Annotated in this window: 24 protein-coding genes, 1 pseudogene and 1 riboswitch; of the genes and pseudogenes, 15 read left to right on the top strand and 10 right to left on the bottom strand. The window is 64.9% G+C overall.

What is annotated here, in order from left to right; translation table 11 throughout:
- Nucleotides 1–10 precede the first annotated feature (10 nt).
- The gene (locus tag ACVW1C_RS31710; RefSeq protein WP_456761625.1) at nt 11–1675 is read left to right on the top strand and encodes an aminotransferase class III-fold pyridoxal phosphate-dependent enzyme; all 1665 of its coding nucleotides are present in this window, start codon (nt 11–13) and stop codon (nt 1673–1675) included.
- Nucleotides 1676–1958: 283 nt separating this feature from the next.
- Here ACVW1C_RS31710 and ACVW1C_RS31705 read toward each other — a convergent pair whose 3' ends face one another.
- From ACVW1C_RS31705 to ACVW1C_RS31695, 3 genes are all read right to left on the bottom strand, one after another.
- On the bottom strand, nt 1959–2576 hold the full coding sequence (locus tag ACVW1C_RS31705; RefSeq protein ID WP_456761624.1) for a hypothetical protein: 618 nt from the start codon (nt 2574–2576) through the stop codon (nt 1959–1961).
- 241 nt (nt 2577–2817) lie between these two features.
- A complete protein-coding gene (locus ACVW1C_RS31700; RefSeq protein WP_092115972.1) occupies nt 2818–3507 on the bottom strand; it encodes a class I SAM-dependent methyltransferase in 690 nt (229 codons plus the stop codon).
- Between the two features lie 34 nt (nt 3508–3541).
- The gene (locus ACVW1C_RS31695) at nt 3542–4597 is read right to left on the bottom strand and encodes a glycosyltransferase family 4 protein (RefSeq protein WP_456761623.1); all 1056 of its coding nucleotides are present in this window, start codon (nt 4595–4597) and stop codon (nt 3542–3544) included.
- 138 nt (nt 4598–4735) lie between these two features.
- On the opposite strand from ACVW1C_RS31695, the gene ACVW1C_RS31690 reads away from it, so the two are divergent.
- Together ACVW1C_RS31690 and ACVW1C_RS31685 are read left to right on the top strand one after the other, a co-directional pair.
- Nucleotides 4736–6121 carry a TAXI family TRAP transporter solute-binding subunit gene (locus ACVW1C_RS31690; protein ID WP_456761622.1) on the top strand — a complete coding sequence of 462 codons (1386 nt, stop codon included), beginning with the start codon at nt 4736–4738 and terminating at the stop codon, nt 6119–6121.
- 80 nt (nt 6122–6201) lie between these two features.
- Complete coding sequence (locus ACVW1C_RS31685) at nt 6202–6984, top strand: sulfite exporter TauE/SafE family protein (RefSeq protein WP_456761621.1); 783 nt, start codon at nt 6202–6204, stop codon at nt 6982–6984.
- Between the two features lie 25 nt (nt 6985–7009).
- Here the strand turns inward: ACVW1C_RS31685 and ACVW1C_RS31680 are convergent, their stop codons facing one another.
- Complete coding sequence (locus tag ACVW1C_RS31680; protein WP_456761620.1) at nt 7010–8224, bottom strand: acyltransferase family protein; 1215 nt, start codon at nt 8222–8224, stop codon at nt 7010–7012.
- A 250-nt stretch (nt 8225–8474) separates the two neighbouring features.
- Here ACVW1C_RS31680 and ACVW1C_RS31675 point away from each other — a divergent pair, with 250 nt between their 5' ends.
- The 3 genes from ACVW1C_RS31675 (at nt 8475) to ACVW1C_RS31665 (ending at nt 12272) form a co-directional block, all read left to right on the top strand.
- Nucleotides 8475–9164 carry a L,D-transpeptidase gene (locus ACVW1C_RS31675; protein ID WP_456761619.1) on the top strand — a complete coding sequence of 230 codons (690 nt, stop codon included), beginning with the start codon at nt 8475–8477 and terminating at the stop codon, nt 9162–9164.
- 192 nt (nt 9165–9356) lie between these two features.
- Nucleotides 9357–10925 (top strand): DUF4403 family protein, encoded by a 1569-nt coding sequence (locus ACVW1C_RS31670; protein ID WP_456761618.1) that lies wholly within the window; start codon nt 9357–9359, stop codon nt 10923–10925.
- A gap of 132 nt (nt 10926–11057) precedes the next feature.
- Nucleotides 11058–12272 (top strand): ABC transporter substrate-binding protein, encoded by a 1215-nt coding sequence (locus tag ACVW1C_RS31665; RefSeq protein WP_456761617.1) that lies wholly within the window; start codon nt 11058–11060, stop codon nt 12270–12272.
- Between the two features lie 308 nt (nt 12273–12580).
- Here the strand turns inward: ACVW1C_RS31665 and ACVW1C_RS31660 are convergent, their stop codons facing one another.
- The 3 genes from ACVW1C_RS31660 to ACVW1C_RS31650 form a co-directional block, all read right to left on the bottom strand.
- Nucleotides 12581–13666 (bottom strand): IS4 family transposase, encoded by a 1086-nt coding sequence (locus ACVW1C_RS31660; RefSeq protein WP_456756830.1) that lies wholly within the window; start codon nt 13664–13666, stop codon nt 12581–12583.
- Between the two features lie 97 nt (nt 13667–13763).
- On the bottom strand, nt 13764–13916 hold the full coding sequence (locus ACVW1C_RS31655) for a hypothetical protein (protein ID WP_456761616.1): 153 nt from the start codon (nt 13914–13916) through the stop codon (nt 13764–13766).
- A 159-nt stretch (nt 13917–14075) separates the two neighbouring features.
- Nucleotides 14076–14213, bottom strand: a complete 138-nt coding sequence (locus ACVW1C_RS31650; protein ID WP_456761615.1) for a hypothetical protein — start codon at nt 14211–14213, stop codon at nt 14076–14078.
- Nucleotides 14214–14253: 40 nt separating this feature from the next.
- Between ACVW1C_RS31650 and ACVW1C_RS31645 the strand changes: the two genes are divergently transcribed.
- Nucleotides 14254–15651 carry a glycerophosphodiester phosphodiesterase family protein gene (locus tag ACVW1C_RS31645; protein WP_456761614.1) on the top strand — a complete coding sequence of 466 codons (1398 nt, stop codon included), beginning with the start codon at nt 14254–14256 and terminating at the stop codon, nt 15649–15651.
- A 90-nt stretch (nt 15652–15741) separates the two neighbouring features.
- Here the strand turns inward: ACVW1C_RS31645 and ACVW1C_RS31640 are convergent, their stop codons facing one another.
- Nucleotides 15742–16257: a PRC-barrel domain-containing protein gene (locus ACVW1C_RS31640; protein ID WP_456761613.1), complete on the bottom strand. Its 516-nt coding sequence runs from the start codon at nt 16255–16257 to the stop codon at nt 15742–15744.
- A gap of 358 nt (nt 16258–16615) precedes the next feature.
- On the bottom strand, nt 16616–16993 hold the full coding sequence (locus ACVW1C_RS31635) for a PRC-barrel domain-containing protein (RefSeq protein ID WP_456761612.1): 378 nt from the start codon (nt 16991–16993) through the stop codon (nt 16616–16618).
- Between the two features lie 287 nt (nt 16994–17280).
- Between ACVW1C_RS31635 and ACVW1C_RS31630 the strand changes: the two genes are divergently transcribed.
- A complete protein-coding gene (locus ACVW1C_RS31630) occupies nt 17281–18018 on the top strand; it encodes a response regulator (protein WP_176529771.1) in 738 nt (245 codons plus the stop codon).
- A 2-nt stretch (nt 18019–18020) separates the two neighbouring features.
- Nucleotides 18021–19379, top strand: a complete 1359-nt coding sequence (locus ACVW1C_RS31625; RefSeq protein ID WP_456761611.1) for an ATP-binding protein — start codon at nt 18021–18023, stop codon at nt 19377–19379.
- A 45-nt stretch (nt 19380–19424) separates the two neighbouring features.
- Here ACVW1C_RS31625 and ACVW1C_RS31620 read toward each other — a convergent pair whose 3' ends face one another.
- On the bottom strand, nt 19425–19619 hold the full coding sequence (locus tag ACVW1C_RS31620) for a hypothetical protein (protein ID WP_456763227.1): 195 nt from the start codon (nt 19617–19619) through the stop codon (nt 19425–19427).
- A 377-nt stretch (nt 19620–19996) separates the two neighbouring features.
- Here ACVW1C_RS31620 and ACVW1C_RS31615 point away from each other — a divergent pair, with 377 nt between their 5' ends.
- The 6 genes and pseudogenes from ACVW1C_RS31615 (at nt 19997) to thiC (ending at nt 25652) form a co-directional block, all read left to right on the top strand.
- A complete protein-coding gene (locus ACVW1C_RS31615; protein ID WP_456761610.1) occupies nt 19997–20536 on the top strand; it encodes a transglycosylase SLT domain-containing protein in 540 nt (179 codons plus the stop codon).
- Nucleotides 20537–20710: 174 nt separating this feature from the next.
- Nucleotides 20711–20854: riboswitch (TPP riboswitch) on the top strand.
- A pseudogene (locus ACVW1C_RS31610) lies at nt 20842–21856 on the top strand (FAD-dependent oxidoreductase). It overlaps the preceding riboswitch by 13 nt.
- Complete coding sequence (gene thiS / locus ACVW1C_RS31605; protein ID WP_028332603.1) at nt 21847–22044, top strand: sulfur carrier protein ThiS; 198 nt, start codon at nt 21847–21849, stop codon at nt 22042–22044. The pseudogene ACVW1C_RS31610 and the gene thiS overlap by 10 nt, the downstream one beginning before the upstream one ends.
- Nucleotides 22045–22210: 166 nt before the next feature.
- Entirely contained in the window at nt 22211–22993 is a 783-nt protein-coding gene (locus ACVW1C_RS31600; RefSeq protein ID WP_456761609.1) for a thiazole synthase, read from the top strand.
- Nucleotides 22980–23588 (top strand): thiamine phosphate synthase, encoded by a 609-nt coding sequence (locus tag ACVW1C_RS31595; RefSeq protein ID WP_456761608.1) that lies wholly within the window; start codon nt 22980–22982, stop codon nt 23586–23588. The genes ACVW1C_RS31600 and ACVW1C_RS31595 overlap by 14 nt, the downstream gene beginning before the upstream one ends.
- Before the next feature lie 165 nt (nt 23589–23753).
- Nucleotides 23754–25652, top strand: a complete 1899-nt coding sequence (gene thiC, locus ACVW1C_RS31590; protein ID WP_456761607.1) for a phosphomethylpyrimidine synthase ThiC — start codon at nt 23754–23756, stop codon at nt 25650–25652.
- Nucleotides 25653–25667 lie beyond the last annotated feature (15 nt).

The raw sequence follows: 25667 nt of genomic DNA, 5'->3' as shown, positions 1-25667 counted from the left end.
CGCTTCTGTCATGGAAACATCCCTTCCGATTCTCTCGCTGTCCGCCGCCGCGCTTGCCGGCGCCGCCGCAGCTTTCCCCAAAATTCAGGCCCGCCTCGCGCTGTCGCGGGCCAAGCACCGCTCGCTGACCGGACATTCCAAGATGTCCAAGATGGTGGCGCGCATGGTGCCGCACTACGAATTCGACATCGACGACTTCTTCCGCTCCGACGGAGCACCGAAGGATGTCGCGATGCAGCGCCAGGACGGCTTCTTCCGCCTCGCCGGCCTCTACGCGGATCGCTACCCCAAGGGCCGCGCGCTGACCGCCGAGGTGACGGAGCGGATCTCCGACCTGCAGTTCACTGAAACCTACCGCGTGCCGTTCCAGTACAGCCGCCTGGTGCGCGAGCATCTCGGCACCTCGGCCTTCGTCGAGGCCTCCAGCGGCGTCACCGTCACCGACCTCGACGGCAATGTGTTCTACGACCTGACCGGCTCGTACGGCGTCAACATCTTCGGCAACGACTTCTACAAGGAGTGCATCGCCGAGGGTGAGAAGCGGGCGCACGCGCTCGGCCCGGTGCTCGGCCCCTACCACCCGATCATTGCCGACAACGTCAGGCGCCTCTGCGAGATCTCCGGCCTCGACGAGGTCTCGTTCCACATGTCCGGCACCGAGGCCGTGATGCAGGCGGTGCGGCTCGCGCGCTACCACACCAAGCGGACCCATCTGGTGCGTTTCGCCGGCGCCTATCACGGCTGGTGGGGCGAGGTGCAGCCCGGCGTCGGCAACCCGGTATCGCCGCACGAGACCTTCACGCTCGCCGACATGTCGGAGAAGACCCTGCATGTCCTGCGCACCCGCAAGGACATCGCCTGCGTGCTGGTCAATCCGCTGCAGGCGCTGCACCCGAACGGCAACGCGCCCGGCGATTCCGCGCTGGTCGACTCGTCGCGCTCCTCCCGCTACGACCGCGCCGCCTACACCGAATGGCTGAAGAAGCTGCGCGAGGTCTGCACCGAGCGCGGCATCGTGCTGATCTTCGACGAGGTGTTCGTCGGCTTCCGCCTCGCCGCCGGCGGCGCCCAGGAATATTTCGGCGTCAAGGCCGACATGGCGACCTACGGCAAGAGCCTGGCCGGCGGACTTCCGGTCGGCGTGGTGTGCGGCCGCAAGGATCTGATGCGCCGCTTCCGCGACGACCGGCCGGCTGACATCTGCTTCGCGCGCGGCACCTTCAACTCGCATCCCTACGTGATGACGGCGATGGACGAGTTTTTGAGCCGGCTCGCCAGCCCGAATTTCCGCTCGATCTACAACGGGCTCGACGAGACCTGGAACGGGCGCGCCACGGCGCTCAACGACCGGCTCAAAGCGCAGGACCTGCCGGTTCGCGTCGGCAACATCTCGTCGATCTGGACGGTCTATTACACCGAGCCGTCCCGGTACAACTGGATGCTGCAATACTATCTGCGGGCCGAGGGACTGGCGCTGAGCTGGGTCGGCACCGGCCGGCTGATCTTCAGCCTGAACTACACCGACGCCGACTTCGCCGAGGTCGCCGACCGCTTCGTCGCGGCAGCCGAGAAGATGAAGCGCGACGCCTGGTGGTGGCACAAGGAAGGCCTCACCAACAAGAACATCAAGCGGCAGATCCTGAAAGAGATGGTCGCCGTGAGGTTCGGGCGCTGAGCCCTCATCGGCCCTGACGCATCCACGGCCTTCCGTCACCTCTCCCGCTTGCGGGGGAGGTCGGATCGCATCGAACGATGCGATCCGGGTGGGGGCTCCCTCCTTACAAAGATTATCGCAAGGGGCGAAACCCCCACCCCACCCCTCCCCCGCAAGCGGGAGAGGGAGCGCAGTCCCGTCGTTGCAAATAGCTCGGCCAAGTCTGTTCACAGGAACCCTAGAGACGTAGATGCCCGGGACAAGCCCGGGCATGACGCATATCGGAAAGATATTGGAGCAACGATCAGGCGTGCTTGACGTGCTTCTCGAGACCCGGATCGATCAGCTCGCCCTTCATCAGGAACAGCGGCGCCTTGTGGTAGAGCTTGAGGTCGTTGAAGGGGTCGGTGACGATCTTGGTCATCCAGACGAGGCCGGTCTCGATGTCGCGGATGAAGAACAGGTGGACGGTTCGGAACAGGAGGCCGCCGATGCCAACCGCGAGCCAGACCTTGGCCACCTGACGGGTGAAGTCGCCCATCGTGACCCAGGGCTTGAACAGGCCGAACAGGGTCGGATCGAAGTACAGCACCATCGGCGACAGCGCCCAGATCGCCATCAGTACGACCTTGCGCTGCAGGTTGTAGCCGACCTTGATGTCTTCCTTGTGCTCGTGGGTCGCCTGGTTGACGTGGTCATACCCCTTCGGTTCGAAGAAGAAGTGACCGGCCTGGCGCGAGGTCATCGAGACCAGCCAGCCGACCAGTGCCGACACGACCGGATCGAAGAACAACATCACATAGGCGAACAGGAAGCTCAGTGCGCTGACGAAGTGCAGGCTCTGGTTGATCCGGCTGTGGTGGTAGAAGCGATGGTCATCCCAGCGCTGGGTACGCAGCTCTTGCAGAAAATTCTTGATCATTGGTTCCCCCAACATCTTTCGGGACAGGATTTACAGGGATTCGATGTATCGCGTGTGACATCATCATAATGACATATGACAATGCGGAGCGACGCCTTGACGCAACCGGAGAAGGGTCTCGCCTCATCCCGGCGAGGTCTGCGGGGATGAGGCGAAGGAGATCGTAGTCTCCCGGCTTGGGGCGCGCTGTGCGCCACCTCACCCGGGAGGACCGGCGGGCTGAGCCGCCTGGCCAACCGCCTCAGGCGGCTTTGGCGACGTCCGCCTTGCGGAAGCGGACCAGCGAGAAATGGCCGAGCGGCGGGATCAGGCGGCGCTCCGCGAGCTCCATGCCGCGCGCGCCGGCCAGCCACTTGGTGTAGCGCGACCAGGCGAATTCGGCGGTCCGGAACCCGAGCGGGCGCACCACCGGCTGCAGCTTCTGCTCGATGAAGCGGCGGACGCCGGCATCGGCGCTGACGCGGGTCAGGATGATCAGTTCGCCGCCCGGACGCACCACGCGGGCGAACTCGTCGAGCGCGGCTTCCGGGTTCGGCACCGCGGACAGCACGTACTGCGCCATCACCACGTCGAACGAATCGTCGGGGAATTCGAGCTTCTCGGCGTCCATCACCGCGAGGCCCTCGACATTCTTCAGGCCCTGCTCGGCAACCCGCTTCTTGGCCTTCTCGAGCATCGCCTCGGAGATATCGGTGCCGAAGATGCGCACATTCTGGCTATAGAGCGGCAGCGAGATGCCGGTGCCGACGCCGACCTCGAGCACACGGCCACCGATCTTGTTGGTGGCCTGGATCGCAGCCTGCCGGCCCTTGCTGAACACGCCGCCGAACACGAGGTCGTAGATCGGCGCCCAGCGGTCATAGGCCTGCTCGACCGTTTCGCGGTCGAAGTCCATGGAACGGTCGGCGCCCAGCTTGATGATTTCAGCCATAGATAAGTCTCTCGTCTTTCGTTCGTTTGAGCTGTTAATTCGGAACCGCACTGCGGCCGGCAACGCGGCGGGCGGGCCGCGGCGCGCGGCTCGGCTGCAACGTGGCCAGATTGCCGATGAACTGACGCGCACTGTTTTCCCAGGAACGCTCCAACGCAAAATTGCGGCAGTCGGCGCGCGACATGTTCAGCGCGCGCAGGCAGGCGCTGCGCAGATCGTTGTCGATGGCGCCGATCGGATGATCCGCGATGACGTCCTTCGGGCCGGTGACCGGGAACGCCGCGACCGGCGTGCCGCAGGCCAGCGCCTCGAGCTGCACGACGCCGAAGGTGTCGGTCAGGCTCGGGAACACGAAGACGTCGGCGGCGGCGAGGTGCGAGGTCAGATCCTGGCCCTTCTTCTCGCCCAGGAAAATCGCGTCGGGATATTTCTGCTCCAGCGCGGCCCGTTGCGGGCCATCGCCGACCACGACCTTGGAGCCCGGCAGATCCAGCGACAGGAAGGCGTCGAGATTCTTCTCCACCGCGACGCGGCCCATGGTCATGAAGATCGGACGCGGCAGGTCGAGCAGCGCCGGTTGATCCGGATTGAAGATTTTGGTGTCGACGCCGCGGGTCCAGAAGCCGAGCTTGCGGAAGCCGCGCTCGGCAAGCTCTGATCGCAGCGAGTCTGTCGCGACCATCGTCATCGATCCGGCCGCGTGGAAGTGGCGCAGCACGGCATAGCCGACGCTATCGGGAATCCCGGTGCGCACTGAAACATATTCCGGGAAGCGCGTCGTGTAGGATGTGGTGAACGCGAGCTTGTTGCGCCGGCAATAGCCGCGCACCGCCCAGCCGATCGGTCCTTCGGTCGCGATGTGGATCGCCTCGGGCGCGGCCTCCTCGATCCGGCGCGCGATCTCGCGGCGGTTCGGCAGCGCCATGCGCAGGCCCGGATAGGTCGGCACGCCGACCGACCGGAAGCCGTCGGGGGTGAGGAATTCGATCTCGGCGCCGAGGGTCGCTGCGCTGCGCGCAAGCGACGTCAGCGTCCGAACCACGCCGTTGACTTGCGGATGCCAGGCATCGGTCGCAACGAGTATGCGCATCGCAGGAGACCCAAATCGTTAATCTTGATTCTGCTCGCACGACGTTCTGACATGGATGTTTCAAACGTATGACGTCATCGAAATGTTAGGTTGATTTTCACGGCGAACTGCCGGTTTTTCGTGTAACATGACAGCCAGATGTCAGAGCAGCAGAGTGAACATCCCGGCACCACGCGCCGCAGGCTCAAACGGCGAAACTCGTCGCTCCTGATCCTGGCGGCCGGCATCTTCGTGTTTGCCGCCGCCGCAGGCGTGCTGTTCTACGGGCTGCGTCCGGTGACGCTCAAGATCGCGGTCGGCCCGACCGGCAGTGACGACGTCAAGCTCATCCAGGCGTTCGCGCAGGCCTTTGCGCGTGACGGCAATTCGGTGCGGCTGAAGCCGGTCACGACACAGGGCGCCGCCGAAAGCATCGCGCTGTTCACCGCGAACAAGGTCGACCTCGCGGTCGTGCGCGGCGATCTCAGTCTGCCGGCGAGCGCCGAGGCGGTTGCGATTCTGCGCAAGAATGTCGTTGTGCTGTGGGCACCGTCGGGCGGGAAAGGCAAGCCGCGGTCTGCGAAGATCAAGAGCATCGACGATCTCCCGGGCCACAAGGTCGGTGTCATCGGCAGCACCCCGGCCAACGTCACGCTGCTGCGCGTGATCCTGACCGAGTCCGGCGTCAACCCCGACAAGGTTGCGATCAGCCAGTTCACCGTCAACAAGGTCGCCGATCTGGCGCGCGATCCCTCGCTCGACGCCTACATGACCGTCGGGCCGCTCGACAGCAAGATCACGGCGGAAGCGATCGCGGCGACAGCGGCGGCGCGCGGCGAACCGAAATTCCTCCCCGTCGATGTCTCGGAAGCGATCGCGCAGAAGCATCCGCTCTATGAGTCCGAGGAAATCGCCGGTAGCATCTTCTCCTCTTCGCCGGCCCGGCCCGAGGACAAGATCGAGACCGTCGGCGTCAATCACCTCATCATCGCGCAACATGCGCTGCACGAGGCAACCGTCGGCGCACTCGATCGGCAGTTGTTCACGCAGCGGCTCCAGGTCGCGCGCGACCTGCCGGCGGCCGCCAAGATCGAGAAGCCGGACACCGACAAGGATGCCGCGCTGCCGGCGCATCAGGGCGCGGCCGCCTATATCGACGGCACCGAGCGCACCTTTCTCGAAAAATACTCCGACTACATCTGGGGCGGCATCCTGCTGGTCTCCGGCCTCGGCACGGCGGGCGCATGGCTGCGCCACTACGTGAAACGCGACGAGCGCGAGCGCTACATCACCCATCGCGACGGTCTGCTGACGCTGATCTCGCGGGTGCGCGGCGCCGAGACGCCGGAGGAGCTCGCGGCAATGCAGGGCGATGCGGATGCGCTGCTGCGTGAGGCGCTCGATTGCTACGACGACGGCGCGATCGAGGACGGCGATCTCTCGGCGATCGGGCTGACACTCGAGCAATTCCATCACGCCGTCTCCGACCGCCGCGCGGTGATCAACGGCGACAGGTCGGGCCTGCCGAGGATACGCGCAGGCTAGCCCGCTCGGGCACACGAATTGCACCGAGAGCAATGTTTGGATTGCGCCTGCATGCGTACGCCCGCATGTTGCGCCACACTATGATCGCATCCCTCATCGCAGACCTACCCGCGCCGTTCGTGCTCGCGGTCGCACTGGCCGGCGTGTTCCTGATCTCCTTCATGAAGGGCGCGTTCGGCGGCGGCTTTGCCATTGTCGGCATCCCGCTGCTCTCGCTCGCGATGGACCCGATTGCGGCCGGCGCGCTGCTTGCGCCATTGTTCATCGTCATGGATCTTACGGCGCTGCGTTTCTGGCGTCCGAGCACCTGGTCGCGCGTCGACCTCGCGATGCTGCTGCCGGCGCTCGTGGTCGGCATCGTTCTCGGCTATTTCGCGCTGCGCGATCTCGATCGACATGCCGTCGAGATCGTGATGGGCCTGGTGACGCTGGTGTTCGCCGCGCTGTGGTTCATCGGCGGCGGCGAGATCAAGCCGCGGCCGCGCTCGACGATCAAGGCGACGTTCGCCGGGCTCTCCTCCGGCGTCACGACCATGGTCGCGCATTCAGGCGGGCCGCCGCTTGCGATCCATCTGCTGCCGCTCGGCATGTCGAAGGCGCTTTACGCCGGCACCACCAGCCTGTTCTTCACGGTCGGCAACCTCCTGAAGGCCGGTCCGTGGCTGGTGCTCGCCACGCCGTCGCGAAGTCTGTGGATGCTGATGGCGCTTTGCGTGCCGGCCGTGCCGGTCGGCGTCTGGTCCGGTTGGCGGCTGCACGAACGCCTCGACCAGCGGGCGCTGTACCGCGCCTGCTACGCCATTCTCGTCATCACCGCGGCCAAGCTGCTGTGGGATGGACTGGCCGGATACATTCACCTCTGAGCGCCGGCGACGCTGTTGCTGCTCGTCAGGAAGATCGCCTGCTCTGGCTGACGCTGACGGCAAGCGGCCCGGTCCCGTCGAGCATCTCGACCATATCCTCCGGCTCGAGCCGCCTGCGCGCCACAAACGAGAAATGGCGGCGCAGCCTCAGGACCGGCTTCTCGATCCAGTGCCAGGAGAACGCCGCGAACGCCGTGATCAGCACCAGCGCAACGGCGAACTGGACAACCAGCGACGCGTTCGGCAGCCACACCTTCACCACCTGCTGCACCGGAAAACCGTACAGATAGATCCCGTAGGAATAGTCGCCCCTTGAAAACAGCGGCAGCCGCGGCAGCTTCGAGACACCGAGGAACACGGTGATGTAGACTAGGGCCGGAGCAACGACGGCATTGAGGACGGGCTGGGTGATCCAGGCTGCCGGTCCGAGCAGTGCTGCTCCGAGGCAGAGCGCGCAGCAGACGGCGAGAATGCGCCCGTCATAGGGAATGCGGTCGCGGTAAAGGTAGATCGCGATCCCGAGCAGGCAGGCAACCGGCAGTTTCGCGCCGCGCCCGAGGAACAGCGCCGTGCTGAAGACCTTGTCATAAAGCGAGCCGGCGACGCCCGGAGGCAGTTGCGACGGCGTTGCGGCATGCCCGGTCATCTGCACGGCAAAACCGATGCCGACCAGGACGACGACGCCGAGCACGATCAGCGCCGGCCTGCGCAGCAGCCCCAGGGTCATGATGAACGCCATCACCGCGTAGCAGCCATATTCGAACGGCACGGTCCACAGCGAACTGTTGACCTCCGGCGCGGGATTGCCGGCGAACACGCCCGGCAGCGTGTAGTTCACAAGGCCGACGACGTTCGTGAAATATTTCCCGGTGCCGGCGCTGGTGAAATAGTCCCAGAGCGGCAGCGTGGTGAAGATCGGCCCGAGGATCAACGCCGACAGCACGATCTCGACCGCGAGCGCTGGAAGGATCCGCATTCCGCGATTGATCAGGAATTCCTTCAGGCTGAGCCGCAGCCCGCTTGCGGCGATCAGGAATCCGCTCAATGCGAAGAACATCACGAGGATGGCAAATTGCGGAAACCAGAGGATCCACGTCGGATCGGCGTCGCCGCGACCGGTGGCAACATAGGACGTATGTCCTGCGACGACGGAGATTGCGAGCGCAACGCGGAGAAAATCGAACCCGGGACCAAAGCCCTTCTGCTGATCCAGCATGCTCCCGATCGAAGGCGCTGGCATGACTTCCACTCCATTCCAAACCACGCCTTCGGACAGCAAGCCTCGTGCCAGGATAGATGTCCTGATGCGGTACAACCTACCCGGCAACGCTCCCTTAACCGTGTGACGAAACACCGACGAAACAAATCCCTAACGGCACGAAACCATTTTGGCGATTTCGTGCAAACGTCCTGAAACGCCTCACCTGTACTGGTTTGACCCAACGACGCGCCGGAACTGGCGCGCAGGGCGCAAACAACAGGGGTCGACAATGTTCAATTCCATCAAGCTGAACGCACGTCTCGCTGCCGCCGCCTTCGGTGCGCTGGCGATTGGCACCGCCGCTTTATCGAACGCCGCCGCGGCCGCGCCGCTGCCGATCTTCCCCTTCATCCTGACGCCGCCGACCGAGGCGGTGCAGCCGCCGGTGCAGTCGATGCCGCAGGCGCAGGACGAAGACCGTTCCGTCGAATTGCCCGCCCGGCTGCGCCGCCAGGTCGTCGCCTATCCGACCCGCGAGGCCCCCGGCACCATCATCATCGATACCCCGCACACCTATCTCTATCTCGTGCTCGGACGCGGCCAGGCCATGCGCTACGGCATCGGCGTCGGCCGCGACGGCTTCACTTGGTCGGGCACCCAGACCATCACCAAGAAGGCGGAGTGGCCGGATTGGACCCCGCCGCCGGAAATGATCGCCCGCCAGCCCTATCTGCCGCGCCACATGGCCGGCGGCCCCGGCAACCCGCTCGGCGCCCGCGCCATGTATCTCGGCGGCACCGTGTACCGCATCCACGGGACCAACGCGCCGGAGACGATCGGTACCCACGTCTCCTCCGGCTGCCTGCGCCTCACCAATGAGGACGTCACCGATCTCTATTCGCGGGTCAGCGTCGGCACCAAGGTGATCGTGCTGCCGATGTCCGACCGCCGCGCCGACCTCGGCTCGGCCGTCCGCTAGGCGCGACACATTCAGACATTGACGACGGCCGCGGCATCATGCCGGGGCTGTCGTCGCGTTCATAATCGTTAACGTCTAGGTGATGTCGGGCGACCAACCTGCTTCCGCCCCTGAAGCAGCCTGATCCCGCCACACTGGCGCCCTCGTCGGCGGGCCTGTACAACCCGTCAAGTTGATTTCATTGGGGGAATGATGCGTCTACCGATGCATCCAAGAACAATCGCGCTGGGGCTCACGGTGGTGCTGGTCTCGTTCGCGATCAGCCTCAAGGCCATGGATTGGCTCGCGCCGGGCGTCACGGTGCAGACGCCGCCGCTCGTCCAGCTGCCGCCGTTGCCGCAGGCGCCGCGCTCATCGACGGTCGTTGCGCAGGTCTCGGTCGCGCTATCGGCGATCCGCGATGCCGCCGAACGCGGCGCGCCGAAGACCTTCGGCGGCAAGGCCGACAATCCGGTCCAGCAGATCCTGCAAAACGCCGACATCGGCTGGACCGCGTCGCGCGGGCCGATCGCGGCCACCGGCGCGCAGGACGTGCTGACGCTGACGACCCCGATCAGCGGCACGCTCAAGGTCACCGGCTCACTGTCGGACAAGGCGACCGGCGCCGTCGCCAACGCGCTCGGCAGCCTGCTCGGCGGCAACGTCGCCAAGCAGATCGGTGCGGTGAACATCAAGAACATCAACGCCAATGCCGACATCAAGGGCAGCGTCACGCTGACCGCACGGCCGAAGCTCGGCGCGTCCTGGCGGATCGAGCCGAACCTGCAGGCGCAGGTCAATCTCGGCGACACCAGCCTGTCGGCCGCCGGCGTCCGCATCAGCGTGCCGGCCCAGGTCAAGCCTGTCATCGACAAGGCGGTCGCCGACCAGATTTCCGTGGTCGAGGCGCGATTGCACAACGACCCCGTGTTCCAGAACGCCGCCCGCACGCAATGGGCCAAGGCCTGCCGCTCGATCCCGCTGCAGGGTACCGGCGGCACTGCGTCGATGCCGCCGATGTGGCTCGAGCTGCGGCCGACCCGCGCGATCGCCGCGCAGCCGAAGGTCGATGCGTCTTCGCTGATCCTGACCATGGGGATCGAGGCCGAGACACGGATCACGGAGACGCAGACCACGCCGAACTGCCCGTTCCCGGACAAGCTGTCGATCGTGCCGCCGATGGCGAGCCAGGTCGCGGTCGGCCTGCCGGTCGACATGTCCTTCAACACGTTGACGCAGCTCGTCGAGGCGCAGCTGAAGGGCAAGACGTTCCCCGAGGACGGCTCCGGCCCGGTCGACGTGACCGTCAAGAGCGCGAGCATCGCCGCCTCCGGCGACCGGCTCTTGATCTCGCTTCTGGTGCACGCCAAGGAGAAGAAGAGCTTCTTCGGCTTCGGCGCCGAGGCGACCGTGCACATCTGGGGCCGGCCGCGGCTCGACCAGGCGGCGCAGACGCTGCGGCTGACCGACGTCGAGCTGGCGGTCGAGTCCGAGGCCGCGTTCGGCCTGCTCGGCGCCGCCGCGCGCGCGGCGATCCCGCATATGCAGCAGGCGCTCGCCGACCGGCTGGTCGTCGACCTCAAGCCATTCGCGACCAACGCGCAGCGGAAGATCACCGCCGCCATCGCCGACCTGCAGAAGAACGAGGAAGGCATCCGCGTCGACGCCGACGTCAACAGCATCCGGCTTGCCGGCATCGCGTTCGATTCGAAGACGCTCCGGGTGATCGTGGAGACCGACGGCACCATCAAGGCCGCCGTCACCGCGCTGCCGGCGCTGTAGGGCGCAGATTCCGGCGTTCCATCCGCCGTGCGCTCCACGTATGCCCAAAAAGTCGCCTTTGCGACAGGTTGCCGCACCGGATAGAAGGTGCCCAGTGGAAGCATCCAACTAAAAGTCAGGGAGAGAAACACGATGAAATCGCTCTTGGCCGCGGCAGCGGCCGGCCTCGCGCTCGCGGTCTCCGGCACCGCGGCGAACGCCCAGATCTCCGACGACGTCGTCAAGCTCGGCGTGCTCACCGACATGTCGAGCCTGTATGCGGACGCCACCGGCAAAGGCTCGGTCGCCGCGGTCGAGATGGCGGTCGCAGATTACGGCGGCAAGGTGAAGGGCAAGCCGATCCAGGTCGTCGTGGCCGATCATCAGAACAAGCCCGACGTCGGCGTCAGCATCGCGCGCAACTGGTACGACAACGAGAAGGTCGATGCGATCCTCGACGTGCCGACCTCGTCGGTCGCGCTGCCGATCTCGGCGCTGACCCGCGAGAAGAACAAGATCAACATCAATTCCGGCGGCGGCTCCTCTGATATCACCGGCACCGCCTGCTCGCCCAACACCGTGCACTGGACCTACGACACCTACGCGCTGTCGAACGTCGCCGGCAAGGCGATGGTCAAGCGCGGCGACGACACCTGGTTCTTCGTCACCGCCGACTACGCTTTCGGCATGGCGCTGGAGCGCGACGCCGCCAACGTCGTCAAGGAGGCCGGCGGCAAGGTCCTGGGCGACGTGCGCCATCCGCTCAACTCGTCGGACTTCTCGTCCTTTCTGCTGCAGGCGCAGGCCTCCAAGGCCAAGGTCGTGGCGCTGGCGGATGCCGGCGGCGACACCACCAACGCGCTGAAGCAGGCCGCCGAGTTCGGCCTGGCCCAAGGCGGCCAGAAGCTGATCGCGCTGCTGATGGAAATCACCGACACCCACGCGTTGGGCCTGAAGGCGACGCAGGGCCTGATCGTCACCGACGCCTTCTACTGGGACATGAACGACGAGACCCGCGCCTTCTCGAAGCGCTTCAACGAGAAGGTCGGCCACATGCCGACCATGATCCAGGCCGGCCTCTACTCGGCGACCATGCATTACCTGAAGGCGATCGAGGCGATCGGCACCGACGAGGCGCCGAAGGTGATGGAGCAGATGCGCAAGACGCCAATCAACGACTTCTTCGCCAAGAACGGCCATATCCGGATCGACGGCCGCATGGTGCACGACATGTACCTGTTCGAGACCAAGAAGCCCGAGGAATCCAAGGGCGAGTGGGATCTCTACAAGCTGATCGCCACCGTGCCCGGCGACGAGGCGTTCCGTCCGCTCGACAAGGGCGGCTGCCCGCTGGTGAAGTCGAACTGACAAGCACGCCGCCGCGAGCGGGTCGCCCGGATGTGCGCCTGATGACAGCCAACAAGAAATGCGCCCGGCCGGCACCGGGTGCATTTTTCTTTCCGGTTTCTTTCCGCGGAAGGTCCCGGTAATCGCCCATAGGCGCTAAGATAGTTTGATCATTGCCTGATAGCGGCGCTTGCGTCTGGGGGGCTCGCGCAGATGTCGCCGGAGAGCACGGCTTGCTCTGCGCAGACAAGCGATCGTGGGTTGGGGAATGACGGCTTGGAGCAATGAGGCGATGAGCTGACGTAGCAGGCGCCATGCGGAAGGTCTGGTCAGGCGGCTTCGTCCAAGCGGGGAGAGTCCTCGAGTTCGTCGACCAGCGGCTCGAGCAGTAGAGTGATCAGCAGGTGAGCGAGGATATGGGGTTTAGCGGACCGCTGGTCAGTTCCGGGAGGTCCCTTCAAGCCAATCAAGCTCTTCAGCCGCTTGAAGCCGAGCTCAATCCGCCATCGCAACCGGTAGAGGGCAATGACGTCAGCAGCCGTGAAGTCCTCGCCCTTGAGCGAGGTCGCCAGGATTACCCAATCTGCGGCCTCAAGCGTTTGCCTGGAGAGTTGATGGCCTCCCTTCTGGGCTGTCCTGCGTGCCTTGCGTCGCGCCTCCGCGGCCGCATGCGCCGGCTTTTTGACCGCAACCAAGCGCACAGCAAGCGGTTGCGCACCGGACTTGCGCTCTATCCAGATCGGTCGATCGATCATGCCGCCTGCCAAGGCCTTGCGCAGCTCTGCGATGAGATCGACAAGGTTGCCGTTGCGATCCAGCCAACGCGCGCTCTTCCAGCCCGCGCGGATCACGAAGTCCGCGCCGGCATCGACCAGATGCGCCATGCGCTCTGGTTGCAGGTAGGCACGGTCGGCAAGACGGATCTCGCCGGCAGTCACGGGTATCCGATCCAGTGTCTCGCCTGCGCCCTCATCGGTCAGCTCGAAGTGCCCAAAGCGCTCTTGCGGAAGATCGAACGCACTGTGGATACGCCACACCGCGTTGTTTTGCCTGCCCTCGGTTCCGGCTTTGGGGACCGTCGTGGCGTCAACGATGCGGATCAGCCGACCGCGGCTTGCCTTCGGCGCACCACTCGCAAGTGCCTGACCTATCAGTTGCGCCAGCCAATCTCCGGACTGACGCAAGCGATACAACAGAGCCACGTTGGAGATGTCGACAAGGCCCACCGACGTCGCCCACGCCGCCGTCAGCCGCAGACCCCGCGTGCCCAGACAATACGCAAGGATCAGCCGCAGCAAATCAACCGCATTGGTGATCTCGCGCGGACGAACAAACGCCTTCGTCTCGCGCGCGCCAACCTCCAGAGCCTCAGCCCCACCAAGCCGAGCAACAACACGCGCCCAGTCTTCGTTCACAAGCGATTCGTGTCTCATCCCTTCTTGGAATCACATACAAATTCAACGCGCAAATCCTATTTTAGCGCCTATGGGTAATCGCCCGCGTCAGCCGGCGCTATTCGCCATTCGCGCGCGGGATCATCCAGGTCGAATACGTCTGCCAGACGCCATCGCCCAGATTGCGTTGATAGGCGATGAAATCGGCATGGTCACCGCGCACGAGCTCATAGCGATAGTACCTTGAGAGGTCGTCGATCTGCTTGGTCATGGAACGTCTCCGTCATAAGGGAAGCTACTGTATTTCGACGTAGTCGAGCCGCACCGGCGATCAATAGAATGATTGTTATCATTCAATCACAGTCGCGAGAGTTGGCCTGATCCGGCTTGAGGATGTGGGTCGATCGACGCACATCCTCTTTGCCGGGCCTCACCGCCCGGCACGATGCGAACTGCGCCGCGGCACATGAACGACGCCGATGCCGCTCTCCTGGCGAATAGTCATCGGACTGTCAGAAGATTGCGACAAGAAGACAAAAGCGTCGGCCCTGTTGGGCTCGGCCTTCATGGCATCTCCCCGATGCCACGCGAAAGATGGAGACTTGGCCGTGAAGCAGATTCGTTCGCGACGGAAGACGCATGTTGGCGCGATGCTGCTCGGTGCGGCAGCCTTGGCGGTCCTGCTGCCGTCGATGGCATCAGCGCAAGCCGGCCCGGTGCCGGCCGGAGCCAAGCCATTCCTGACCGTCGACGGCAAGCCGCCGCTCGTGATCGGGCACCGCGGCGTGCCGGGCTTGGTGCCCGAGGAGACCGAGGCATCGTACGAGCTGGCCGCCGACCTCGGCACCGACGCGCTCGAAGAAGACCTGCATTTGACCAAGGATTGTGTGCTGGTGGCACGCCACAATCCATGGCTGGGCGACAACACCAACGTCGCCGAAGTGGCAAAGACCAATGTGGAAGTTGCGAAACGCAAGCGCACCGCGCCAGGCGTTCCAGTCAAGATGAAATGGGCGCAAACGCCGACCAGCGGGCCGGCCGAATATCCTACCGACCTCATCGATCCGGCCGATCCCAAATCGGTGCTGAAGGCGCTGATCGTCGACGGCGACGACCATACCAATGATTGGTCGATCACCGATTTCACCATGGACGAGCTGAAGACCTGGATCGCCGGCACCACCTACGATGCGGCCAACGAACGGCCAAAGCTGTTCAACGGCAAGTTTCCGATCATCAGCTTCCAGCACATCATCGACATCGCCAAGGCCAAGAGCAAGGCGACGGGGCGTCCGATCGCGGTCTATCCGGAAACCAAGAATCCGACCTGGAACAACGCCCAGGCGATCGCCAATGGCTGCGGCGCGCCCGGCAGCCGCCCGCTCGAGGACGCCCTGATCAAGATCATCAGGGATAACGGCCTCAACGCGAAGGACGCGCCGATCATCGTTCAGAGCTTCGAGCCCGGCAGCCTGAAATATATGCGCAGCCACGGACTGGAAACGCGGCAGGTCCAGCTGATCGACGGCAACGGCGTCGACTTCAAGACCGGCAAGGTGCTGCTCAACAACATCGCCAATTCCCGTCCATACGATTGGACGGTTGCGGGGGACTCCCGCACCTTCGATGCGATGCTGACGCCCGAGGGCCTCGCGGAGATCAAGACCTATGCCGACGGCATCGGTCCGTGGAAGGCCTATATCGTCCCCTACAGGATCTCACGGTGGAAGGACAACAACGCCGACGGCACGCCCTACAAGGGATCGACGGCGGATGCCTCGACGCAGGACGCCACCAGCGTGATTGCCGACGCGCACAAGCTCGGCCTGTTCGTGCATGTCTTCACGTTCCGCAACGAGAAGAAATATCTGGCTGCCGACTATCGTGGCGATCCGAGCCTGGAATATCTGAAGTTCTTCCGTGTCGGCGCGGATGGGGTGTTCACGGATTTCACCCACACCGGCGTTGCCGCCCGCGCGGCTTACTTGCGTGAACTGGGCTGGTGATGCCGGCAACGGACGCGGATTTCATGCACCTTACGACAAATGCGCCCGGCATCGCCGGGCGCGTTCGTCTTTCAGGCAACGTAACGCGCGTTACTCGGTCGCGTACTTGAACTCGGGCATCGCCTTCAGCTCATCCTTGGTCGCGCTGAACACCGCGTGATCCGGATACCAGGGATTTGGTTTCGAAGTCGCCGCCGCGGGCGCCGCGCCGGTGGTGGTCGTCGACTTGGTCGTGCTGCCGGTATTCGAGGCACCGGTGTAGGCGACCGGCTCGTTGACGAACTTCACCTTGTCGAGCGGCACGGCGACCAGATGCTCGCCGACGCCAAGGAAGCCGCCGACGCCGATCACGACCGCCTTGATGGCACCGTCCTTGTCCATCAAGAGATCGTTGATCGAACCAACGCTCTCGTTCTTGTCGTTGTACACGCTGAGACCGACGACCTTGGACGCGCGCCAGTCGCCCTTGTACGAGTTCGGCGACGTGGCCGTTGTCGATGCCGCCGGTGCCATCTTGTCGCCCTTGTCGGCGGGTGCCTGCGCAAACGCGACGGTTGCAAGCAGTGCGGAGCCGGCAACGCCGGCAACGATGGATTTGATCAACATCATGCGCTCTCCTCAGTTCGCAAAATCGATGCTGGGAAAACCCGTGACGTCCGCGACCGTTCCTATCGAACCTGCGCTCAAACGTCGCCCCAATGCTTGGGAACGCGACGCGATGCGGCAGCGCTCGCGTGTGGACTTTCCAACGGACGGGACCTTGCGGTGCTTGACGAACGCGGTCGTCAGTTCCCAAGTAAGCTGCGGTTGAGCCTCACGACTGCGCCGGACGCGCAGTCCCTGATGTGACGATGTTTGGCTCACTAAGTCGTCCCGGCGAACCGCGCTGCACAAGCCCGCGCTCGCTCCCGCAGCCGCATCATCGATCGACACGCGTCGATCATGCGCGTCGATCTCGGCGCGCTCAGAAGCCGCCCCAATAGGGCGGCACGCCGTAGAAGCGATGCAGCTCGACTTCCTGGGAGCGGTCGCCCCAATCGAAATCCTTGTCGGCGCGGAACGACGGCGCGCGCTTCAATTCGTCGTCCTCGATGTCGAGTTCATAAGCCTCGAACTTCGGGTTGTAGTGCAGCCGGGCCCACGGCAGCGGGATCAGGTTGGTTCCGATACCGAGGAAGCCACCGAAGCTCAGCACCGCGTACGACACCTTGCCCGAGATCTTATCGATCATCAGCCGCTCGATATGGCCGATCATGTCGCCATTGGCGCGGCGCACCGCCGTGCCCTCGACGCGGTCGCTTGCAATGAGCTGATGCGGCCTTGTCCTGACCTCGACAGCCATTTCACCCTCCTGGCCTAAAAAAGAAACAACGCGTCGCCTGGGGAACGGGTTCCGGCGTCGGATAGGGCAGCCGTCCTTTCCTTTTTCGGACCGCCATGGCGCCGCAGGCCCTGCGTGCGGTACAGGTGAGTTCTACCCGTATTTCAACGGATTAGGCTTGATGAAAGAACGCTAACTTTTCTCCACAGCGCCGACCTGTTAACTCATCATGCCGGGCAAGATTCCAGAAATGCACTGAAACAAAATTCCTGAGCCGCTTCCCCCGAATCACGGACAAAAGAGTCGGTATGACCCAGGCTGCGCCCAATATACTCGTCGTCGAGGACGACCGCGAAACGCGGTCTCTCATCGCAAAATATCTCCGCACCAATTCCTGCCATGTCACGACCGCCTCCGACGGCCGCGAGATGGCCAAGGCCATGACCGACCACCGCGTGGATCTGCTGGTACTCGACGTCATGCTGCCGGGCGAGGACGGCCTCAGCCTGTGCCGCAAGGTGCGCGCGGAGTCGCAGATGCCGATCATCATGCTGACCGCGCGCGGCGAGGACGTCGACCGCATCCTCGGCCTCGAGATGGGCGCCGACGATTACCTGGCCAAGCCGTTCAACCCGCGCGAGCTGCTGGCGCGCATCAACGCGGTGCTGCGCCGGCAGGCCGCCGCGCGCAACGCCAGCGCGATCGAGGGCGCGACCACGCTGACCTTCCTCGGCTGGCGCATCGACATCCGCCTGCGCGAGCTGCGCAACCCTGAAGGGGCGCGCGTCGCCATGACCAGCGCCGAGTTCGACCTGCTGCGCACCTTCTGCGAACGGCCCGGCCGCGTGCTGTCGCGCGACAGCCTGCTCGACCTGACGCAAGGCCGCAGCGCCGGCTCGTTCGAGCGTTCGATCGACGTGCTGGTCAGCCGTATCAGACGCAAGATCGAGCCCGATCCGCAGGAAGCCACCATGATCAAGACGGTGCGGTCCGGCGGCTACGTGTTCACTCCGAGGGTGGAGGCGGTTGCCGCCACGAGCAACTGATCATGAAGCTGCTGCGCGTGCTGAGTCTGCGGGGGATCGGCGCCCAGATGGCGGCGCTGGTCGTCGTCTCGATCGTCACGCTGCACCTGATTATCACCGCCACCTTTTTGATCCATCGCCCGGACCGGCCGGAGCCGTCCGATCGCTGGCACACCCAGCTCGCCGCCGCCGCGCAACTGCTCGGGCACGCGCCGGCATCAGAGCGGCCGCGGCTCCAGGCCGACGTCATCAGAGCCTTCCCGCAGCTTGCGATCAGTGACCTGCCGGCCGATACCGGCACGCTCACCGAGACCGACCCGCCGAGCCTGCACGCGCTGCGCCGGCTCGGCGCCGGCTATCACGTCTACTCTCTGCCGCGCGAGGCGGGCAGCACGCCGCGTGACGGCGAGATCCGCCGCGTCGCGATCCGCCTGCCCGACGGCACCATGTTCGCCGCGAAGCTGATGCCGGACCAGCACATGCGGCCGTTCTGGGGCGGGCCGTGGATGATGACGGTGCTGTTCGCCGTCATCAGCGTCACTCTGCTCGGCCTGTGGGCGGCATGGGCGCTGACGGCGCCGCTGTCATCCTTCGTCAAGGCCGCGGAGACGTTCAGCCTGAACGGCGCTGCCGCGCCGCTGCCCGAACGCGGCCCCGAGGAGATCCGCTCGCTGGCCAAGGCGCTGAACCGGATGCGCGAGCGCATCACGGCATTGATCGACGACCGCACCAAGATGCTGGCCGCGATCAGCCACGACCTGCGCACGCCGATCACGCGGATGCGGCTGCGCGCCGAATTCATCGAGGACGAGACCCATCGCCACCGCATGCTGCGCGACCTCGACCAGATGCGCTCGATGCTGGAATCGGTGCTGTCGTTCCTGCGCAACGACCGCAAGCTCGAGGAGATGACGCTGGTCGACATCGCGAGCACGCTGCACCTCGTCACCGACCAGTTCGCCGACATGGGACACAAGGTCAGCTACGAGGGTCCGCAGCACGCGATGGCGACCGCGCGGCCAGCCGACCTGCATCGCAGCATCACCAATCTGGTCGACAATGCCGTGCGCTTCGGCGGCGAAGTCGCGGTTCGCCTCGACGTCAAGCCGGATCGCCTCGTCATCGACATCGAGGATGACGGCCCCGGCATTTCGGACGCGCACAAGGCAAGCGTGCTGGAGCCGTTCGTGCGCGGCGACCAGGCGCGCAACATGGACGAGGCCGAAGGCTTTGGCCTTGGCCTGTCGATCGCCAACGCCATCGTGCTCGCGCATGGCGGTACGCTGTCGCTGCACGATCGCAAGCCGCATGGGCTGGTGGTCCGGATCGAACTGCCGGCGCGGCAGCAACTGCTGCAATCGCCGCGCAAGTCCGCGGCCTGATCAGCCGGAGCTGATCGGCGACGAAGCTGACCGACGATCAAGGGATCAGGCGGCGAGCGGCCTGAGCTGCGCTGTGTCGTAGATCGCGACGGCCTCGAAGCGGTAATTGCAGGCGCGGCAATTCCACAGGAACGACGTGCGCCCCTCGCTGTGCTCCACCCAATCGGGCCGGGCAATCGGCTTGCCGCATTGCGCGCAGGGATTTTCGCGAGGCATGTAGCCGGTGTCCTGACGGACCATGGCGCATCTCCCGAATGTTGTTTTTTGCGTGCTCTGAAACGGACAGACGCGCTTACTCAACACGCGCGCCTGTCGTTGGGTGCAGTGTAAACCTTCATCGAGTCGTTTGCACGACAATCCGCTGTGGACAGCGTGCGGCAAAAGGCGGCCGAAAGAATCGGCGGCCAAGAAGATCGGAGACAATTTTCGGCTGAAAGGATTGAAGCAAACAATTTGAAGCATCTGTCTTCGCAACCGCGTCGTGCGCTTTACCTCCACCGGACGATCATGGACGCAGAACGTTTCGCTGATGCGAAGGTTCTGCCACATTCCTGCCCGCTCGCCGTACCAATGAGACCGCAGAACCGACGCGCGTTTGATCACCCGGGCGATCCGAGATGAAGATCCTTCAGAGCCTTAGCTGCCTTGCCGCCGTCATCGCGGTGCTGGCGTCCTGCGCCAGTGCGCGTGCACAATCGCGGGCGCAATATGAGGCGATGGTGGCGGCGGAGGCCCAGGCGAACCTGGTGCCCGAAGAGCTGGTGCATCGCGTCATCGTGCGCGAGAGCAAGTACCATCCGCAGTTGATCGGGCGCGGCGGCGCCATCGGGATGATGCAGATCAAGCTCGCGACCGCCCGCGGGGTCGGCTACACCGGTACCGCCGAAGGTCTGCGCGACGCCGCGACCAACCTCAAATACGGCGTCAAATACCTCGCCGGCGCCTATCGCGCCGCCAATGGGGATTTCGACCGAGCCGTGCGCTATTTCGCGGGGGGGTATTACTACATCGCAAAGCGGCAGCGCGGCGGTCACCTCAAGGAGGCGATGCATGGCGGCGTGGGTGCGCCGCCGAAGGAACTCGCCAAGCAAGAGCAAATGCAAGACCAAATGTCGGCCGAGACCACCGAGCCGAAGCCGGAACAGGCTCCCAAATAGGTGCTTGCGTGTCCCGGACGCGGTGCAACGCAAGCGTTGCTTCGAAAGAATGGGCCCGGCTCGGCAGCCCACCGCTGTCGCGCTGGGCTGCGTCCGGGGCACGCGCGCTCTGCGCACGCCGCGGTACCGCTCCTGGCATACAAGTTGACACATCCGCCCATCAGCTTACATTAGCGGCGTTCCGAGGGGTGCTCCGAAGGAGGAGCTGAGATACCGCAAGCTTGGACTTCGCCATCATGGCGATCAGTTCGGGACCGCGGTGACCCTTTGAACCTGATCCGGGTCATGCCGGCGAAGGGACAGGGATGTATCAAACGTCACAACCGCGGGGGGATTCCCCCGTCTCCATCATCGGCGCAGGCATAACCGGCGCCTGGCATGCGTTGTTGCTCGCAGAGGCCGGACGTGCGGTCACCCTGCATGAGCGCAGTGACGCTGCGATGACGCAATCCACAAGCCACTGGGCCGGCGGGATGCTGGCGCCCTGGTGCGAGGCGGAGGCCTCCGAACCGGTGATCTCGCGGCTCGGCATCCGTTCGCTCGACCTGTGGCGGCGGCATTTTCCGGAAACGGCGTTCAACGGCTCGCTGGTGGTGGCGCATCCGCGCGACCGCGCCGATTTCGAGCGCTTTGCCCGCCCTCACGTCAGGTTATCGCCGGCTCGATGCCGAAGGCGTCCGCGAACTGGAACCGTCGCTCGAGGGCCGCTTCCGTGACGGCCTGTTCTATCCCGACGAGGGCCATGTCGAGCCGCGCCGCGTGCTGCCGCGGCTGCATGCCGCCATCGCCAAGGCCGGCGGCGACATCAAGTTCGGCAGCGACGCCGAGGCTGATGATCTCGACGGCCTCGTGATCGACTGCCGCGGTCTTGCCGCGCGCGACCGCGAGCCGAGCCTGCGCGGCGTCAAGGGCGAGATGATCGTCATCGAGACCGCGGAAGTCGAATTGTTGCGCCCGGTGCGGCTGATCCATCCGCGCTGGCCGCTTTACGTGATCCCGCGCGGCGACGGCCGCTTCATGCTGGGTGCGACCTCGATCGAGGCCGAGGACAACGGCGTCAGCGTGCGCTCGGCGCTCGAGTTGCTCGGCGCCGCCTATGTGGTGCATCCGGCGTTCGGCGAGGCGCGCATCGTCGAATTCGGCGCCGGCCTGCGCCCGGCGTTTCCGGACAATCTGCCCAAGATCAGCATCGAGCAGGAACGCATCACGGTGAACGGGCTCTACCGCCACGGCTTCCTGCTCGCGCCGGCGCTGGCCGAGCTGACGCTCGCCTATCTCGCGCGCGGCGAAATCGACAATGAGGTGATGCAATGCGCGTGATCGTGAACGGCGAGCAGCGGGAGATCGCGGCTTCCAGCGTCGATGCGCTGCTGGCCGAGCTCGACTACGAGGGCACGCATTTCGCGATCGCCCTGAATTACGACGTGGTGCCGAAGAGCCGCTGGGCCGAGACCGCGCTCAAGGCCGGCGACGAGATCGAGATCATCACGCCGCGACAGGGAGGGTGATGATGGCTAACGCCTACTCCCTCCCCTCGTCGTCCCGGCGAAGGCCGGGACCCATACGCCGCGGCCCTTCAGTGAAGCACTCTTGGAGACGTTCATCGCAACAACACCCGCTCGTGGTTATGGGTCCCGGCTTTCGCCGGGACGACGGCATGATGTGAGGAGACACATGGTCACCTTCTACGGCAAATCCTTCCCCTCCCGCCTGCTGATCGGCACGGCACTGTATCCGTCGCCCGCGATCATGCAGAACGCGATCCGCGCCTCGGGCGCCAGCATCGTCACGGTATCGCTCCGCCGTGAAGCCGCGGGCGGCAAGACCGGCGACGCGTTCTGGGCGCTGATCCGCGAACTCGGCGTTACCGTGCTGCCGAACACCGCGGGCTGCCGCAGCGTGCGCGAGGCGGTGACGACGGCAAAGCTCGCGCGCGAATTGTTCGGCACGCCATGGATCAAGCTCGAGGTGATCGCCGACAACGACACGCTGCAGCCCGACGTCGTCGGCCTGGTCGAGGCAGCCACCATCCTGATCAAGGACGGTTTTGAAGTGTTCCCCTATTGCACCGAGGATTTCTCGGTCGCCTCGCGGCTGGTCGAGGCCGGCTGCAAGGTGGTGATGCCGTGGGCCGCGCCGATCGGCAGCGCCAAGGGCATCACCAACCGCGATGCGCTGAAGCTGCTGCGCGACCGCCTGCCCGACATCACGCTGGTGGTCGATGCCGGCCTAGGTGCGCCGTCGCACGCCGCGGAAGCGCTCGAGCTCGGCTACGACGCCGTGCTGCTCAACACCGCGGTGGCGAAAGCCACCGATCCGGTTGCGATGGCGGGCGCCTTCCGCCTCGGCGTCGAGGCCGGTCGCACCGCCTATGAAGCCGGGCTGATGGAAGCCCGCGACTTCGCCTCCCCCTCCACCCCTGTCGTTGGGACCCCGTTCTGGCATGCCGTATCCTGATCCGTTCTATCCCGTCGTCGACAGCGTCAAATGGGTCGAGCGACTGACCAAGCTCGGCGTCGGCACCATCCAGCTGCGCGCCAAAGAGCTCGACGATGCCGAGGCGCTGCAGATCGTCACCGACGCGCTGGCCGTGACCAAGGGCACGGGCACCAAACTCGTCGTCAACGACTATTGGCGCGCGGCTGTTGTCGCGGGCGCGGAGCATCTGCATCTCGGCCAGGAAGATTTGGCCGACGCGGATCTCGCCGAGATCCGCAAGGCCAAACTCACGCTCGGCGTCTCCACCCATGACGATTCCGAGCTCGCCACCGCGCTCGCCGCCAAGCCCGACTACGTCGCGCTCGGCCCGATCTTCTTCACCACGCTGAAGTCGATGCGGTTCGCGCCGCAGGGCATCCCGAAGATCACCGAGTGGAAGCAGCGGATCGGCGCGATCCCCCTGGTCGCGATCGGCGGCATCAAGTTCGAGCACGCCGCCGAGATCTTCGCCGCCGGCGCCGATTCGATCGCCGTCGTCTCTGACGTCACCCAGAACGCCGACCCCGACGCGCGGGTTCGGCAATGGCTCGGCCTCAACGCGGAGGCCGCGTGATGCACACGGCACCCTACTCATACCGTCACCCTGAGGTGGCCGCTACTTCAGCGGCCCTCGAAGAGCGACGGCCCGGCTCGTTCATCCTTCGAGACACGCTTCGCGCTCCTCAGGATGACGAGGTCAACAGCACGCAAACGCACACGAATTAAACCGGAGGATCCCATGAACATCCGCTCCAACCCCGACACCACGCTCCCCGCCGTCACGACAGGCCCGCTGCCCTCATCGCGCAAGATCTTTGCGACGCCGGAGGCCGCGCCCGACATCCGCGTTCCCTTGCGCGAGATCATCCTCTCCGAAGGCGCCGGCGAGCCGAACCTGCCGGTCTATGACACCTCGGGTCCCTACACCGATCCCAACGTCACGATCGACGTCAACAGCGGCCTGCCGCGCAATCGCCTCGCCTGGGTCAAGGAGCGCGGCGGCGTCGAGGAATATCAGGGCCGCACCATCAAGCCGGAAGACAACGGCAATGTCGGCGCATCCCACGCCGCCAAGGCGTTCACCGCGCACCACAAGCCATTGCGCGGCCTCGACGGCCACAAGATCACGCAGCTCGAGTTCGCCCGCGCCGGCATCATCACCAAGGAAATGATCTACGTCGCCGAGCGCGAGAATCTCGGCCGCAAGCAGCAGCTCGAGCGCGCGGAAGCCGCCCTTGCCGACGGCGAAAGCTTCGGCGCCGCTGTGCCGGCCTTCATCACGCCGGAATTCGTCCGCAGCGAGATCGCGCGGGGACGGGCCATCATTCCCTCCAACATCAACCATGCCGAGCTCGAGCCGATGATCATCGGCCGCAACTTCCTGACCAAGATCAACGCCAATATCGGCAACTCGGCGGTGACCTCGTCGGTCGAGGAAGAGGTCGACAAGATGGTGTGGGCGATCCGCTGGGGCGCCGACACCGTGATGGATCTCTCGACGGGGCGCAACATCCACACCACCCGCGAATGGATCCTGCGCAACTCGCCGGTGCCGATCGGCACGGTGCCGATCTACCAGGCGCTGGAGAAGTGCGACGGCGATCCGGTCAAGCTGACCTGGGAGCTCTACAAGGACACCCTGATCGAGCAGTGCGAACAGGGCGTCGACTATTTCACGATTCATGCCGGCGTGCGGCTGCCCTACATCCACCTCACCGCTAACCGCGTCACCGGCATCGTGTCGCGCGGCGGCTCGATCATGGCGAAGTGGTGCCTCGCGCATCACAAGGAGAGCTTCCTCTACACCCATTTCGACGAGATCTGCGACCTCATGCGCAAGTATGACGTCTCGTTCTCGCTCGGCGACGGCCTGCGCCCCGGCTCGATCGCCGACGCCAACGACCGCGCGCAGTTCGCCGAGCTCGAGACGCTCGGCGAGCTGACGAAGATCGCATGGGACAAGGGTTGCCAGGTCATGATCGAGGGCCCCGGCCACGTGCCGATGCACAAGATCAAGATCAACATGGACAAGCAGCTCAAGGAATGCGGCGAGGCGCCCTTCTATACGTTAGGCCCGCTGACCACAGACATCGCGCCGGGCTACGACCACATCACCTCGGGCATCGGTGCGGCGATGATCGGCTGGTTCGGCTGCGCGATGCTCTGCTACGTCACGCCGAAGGAGCATCTCGGCCTGCCCGACCGCAACGACGTCAAGGTCGGCGTCATCACCTACAAGATCGCGGCCCACGCCTCCGATCTCGCCAAGGGCCACCCCGCCGCGCAGCTCCGCGATGATGCGCTCAGCCGTGCCCGCTTCGACTTCCGCTGGCAGGACCAGTTCAACCTCGGCCTCGACCCCGAGACCGCGAAGAACTTCCACGACGAGACCCTGCCCAAGGAAGCCCACAAGGTCGCGCATTTCTGCTCGATGTGCGGCCCGAAGTTCTGCTCGATGAAGATCACCCAGGACGTCCGCGACTACGCCGCGACGCTGAACGATCCGACCGGCGTCGGGGCGTCGATCTCGGGCACCATCGAGGACGGCATGGCTCAGATGAGCGCCAAGTTCAAGGAGATGGGCGAGAGCCTGTATCTCGACGCGGACAAGGTGAAGGAGAGCAATCGGGTGTTGTGAGGGCTCGCCCTCGCC

Source organism: Bradyrhizobium sp. USDA 4011, assembly GCF_054063415.1.
This window is presented reverse-complemented; position numbering and strand designations above follow the sequence as displayed.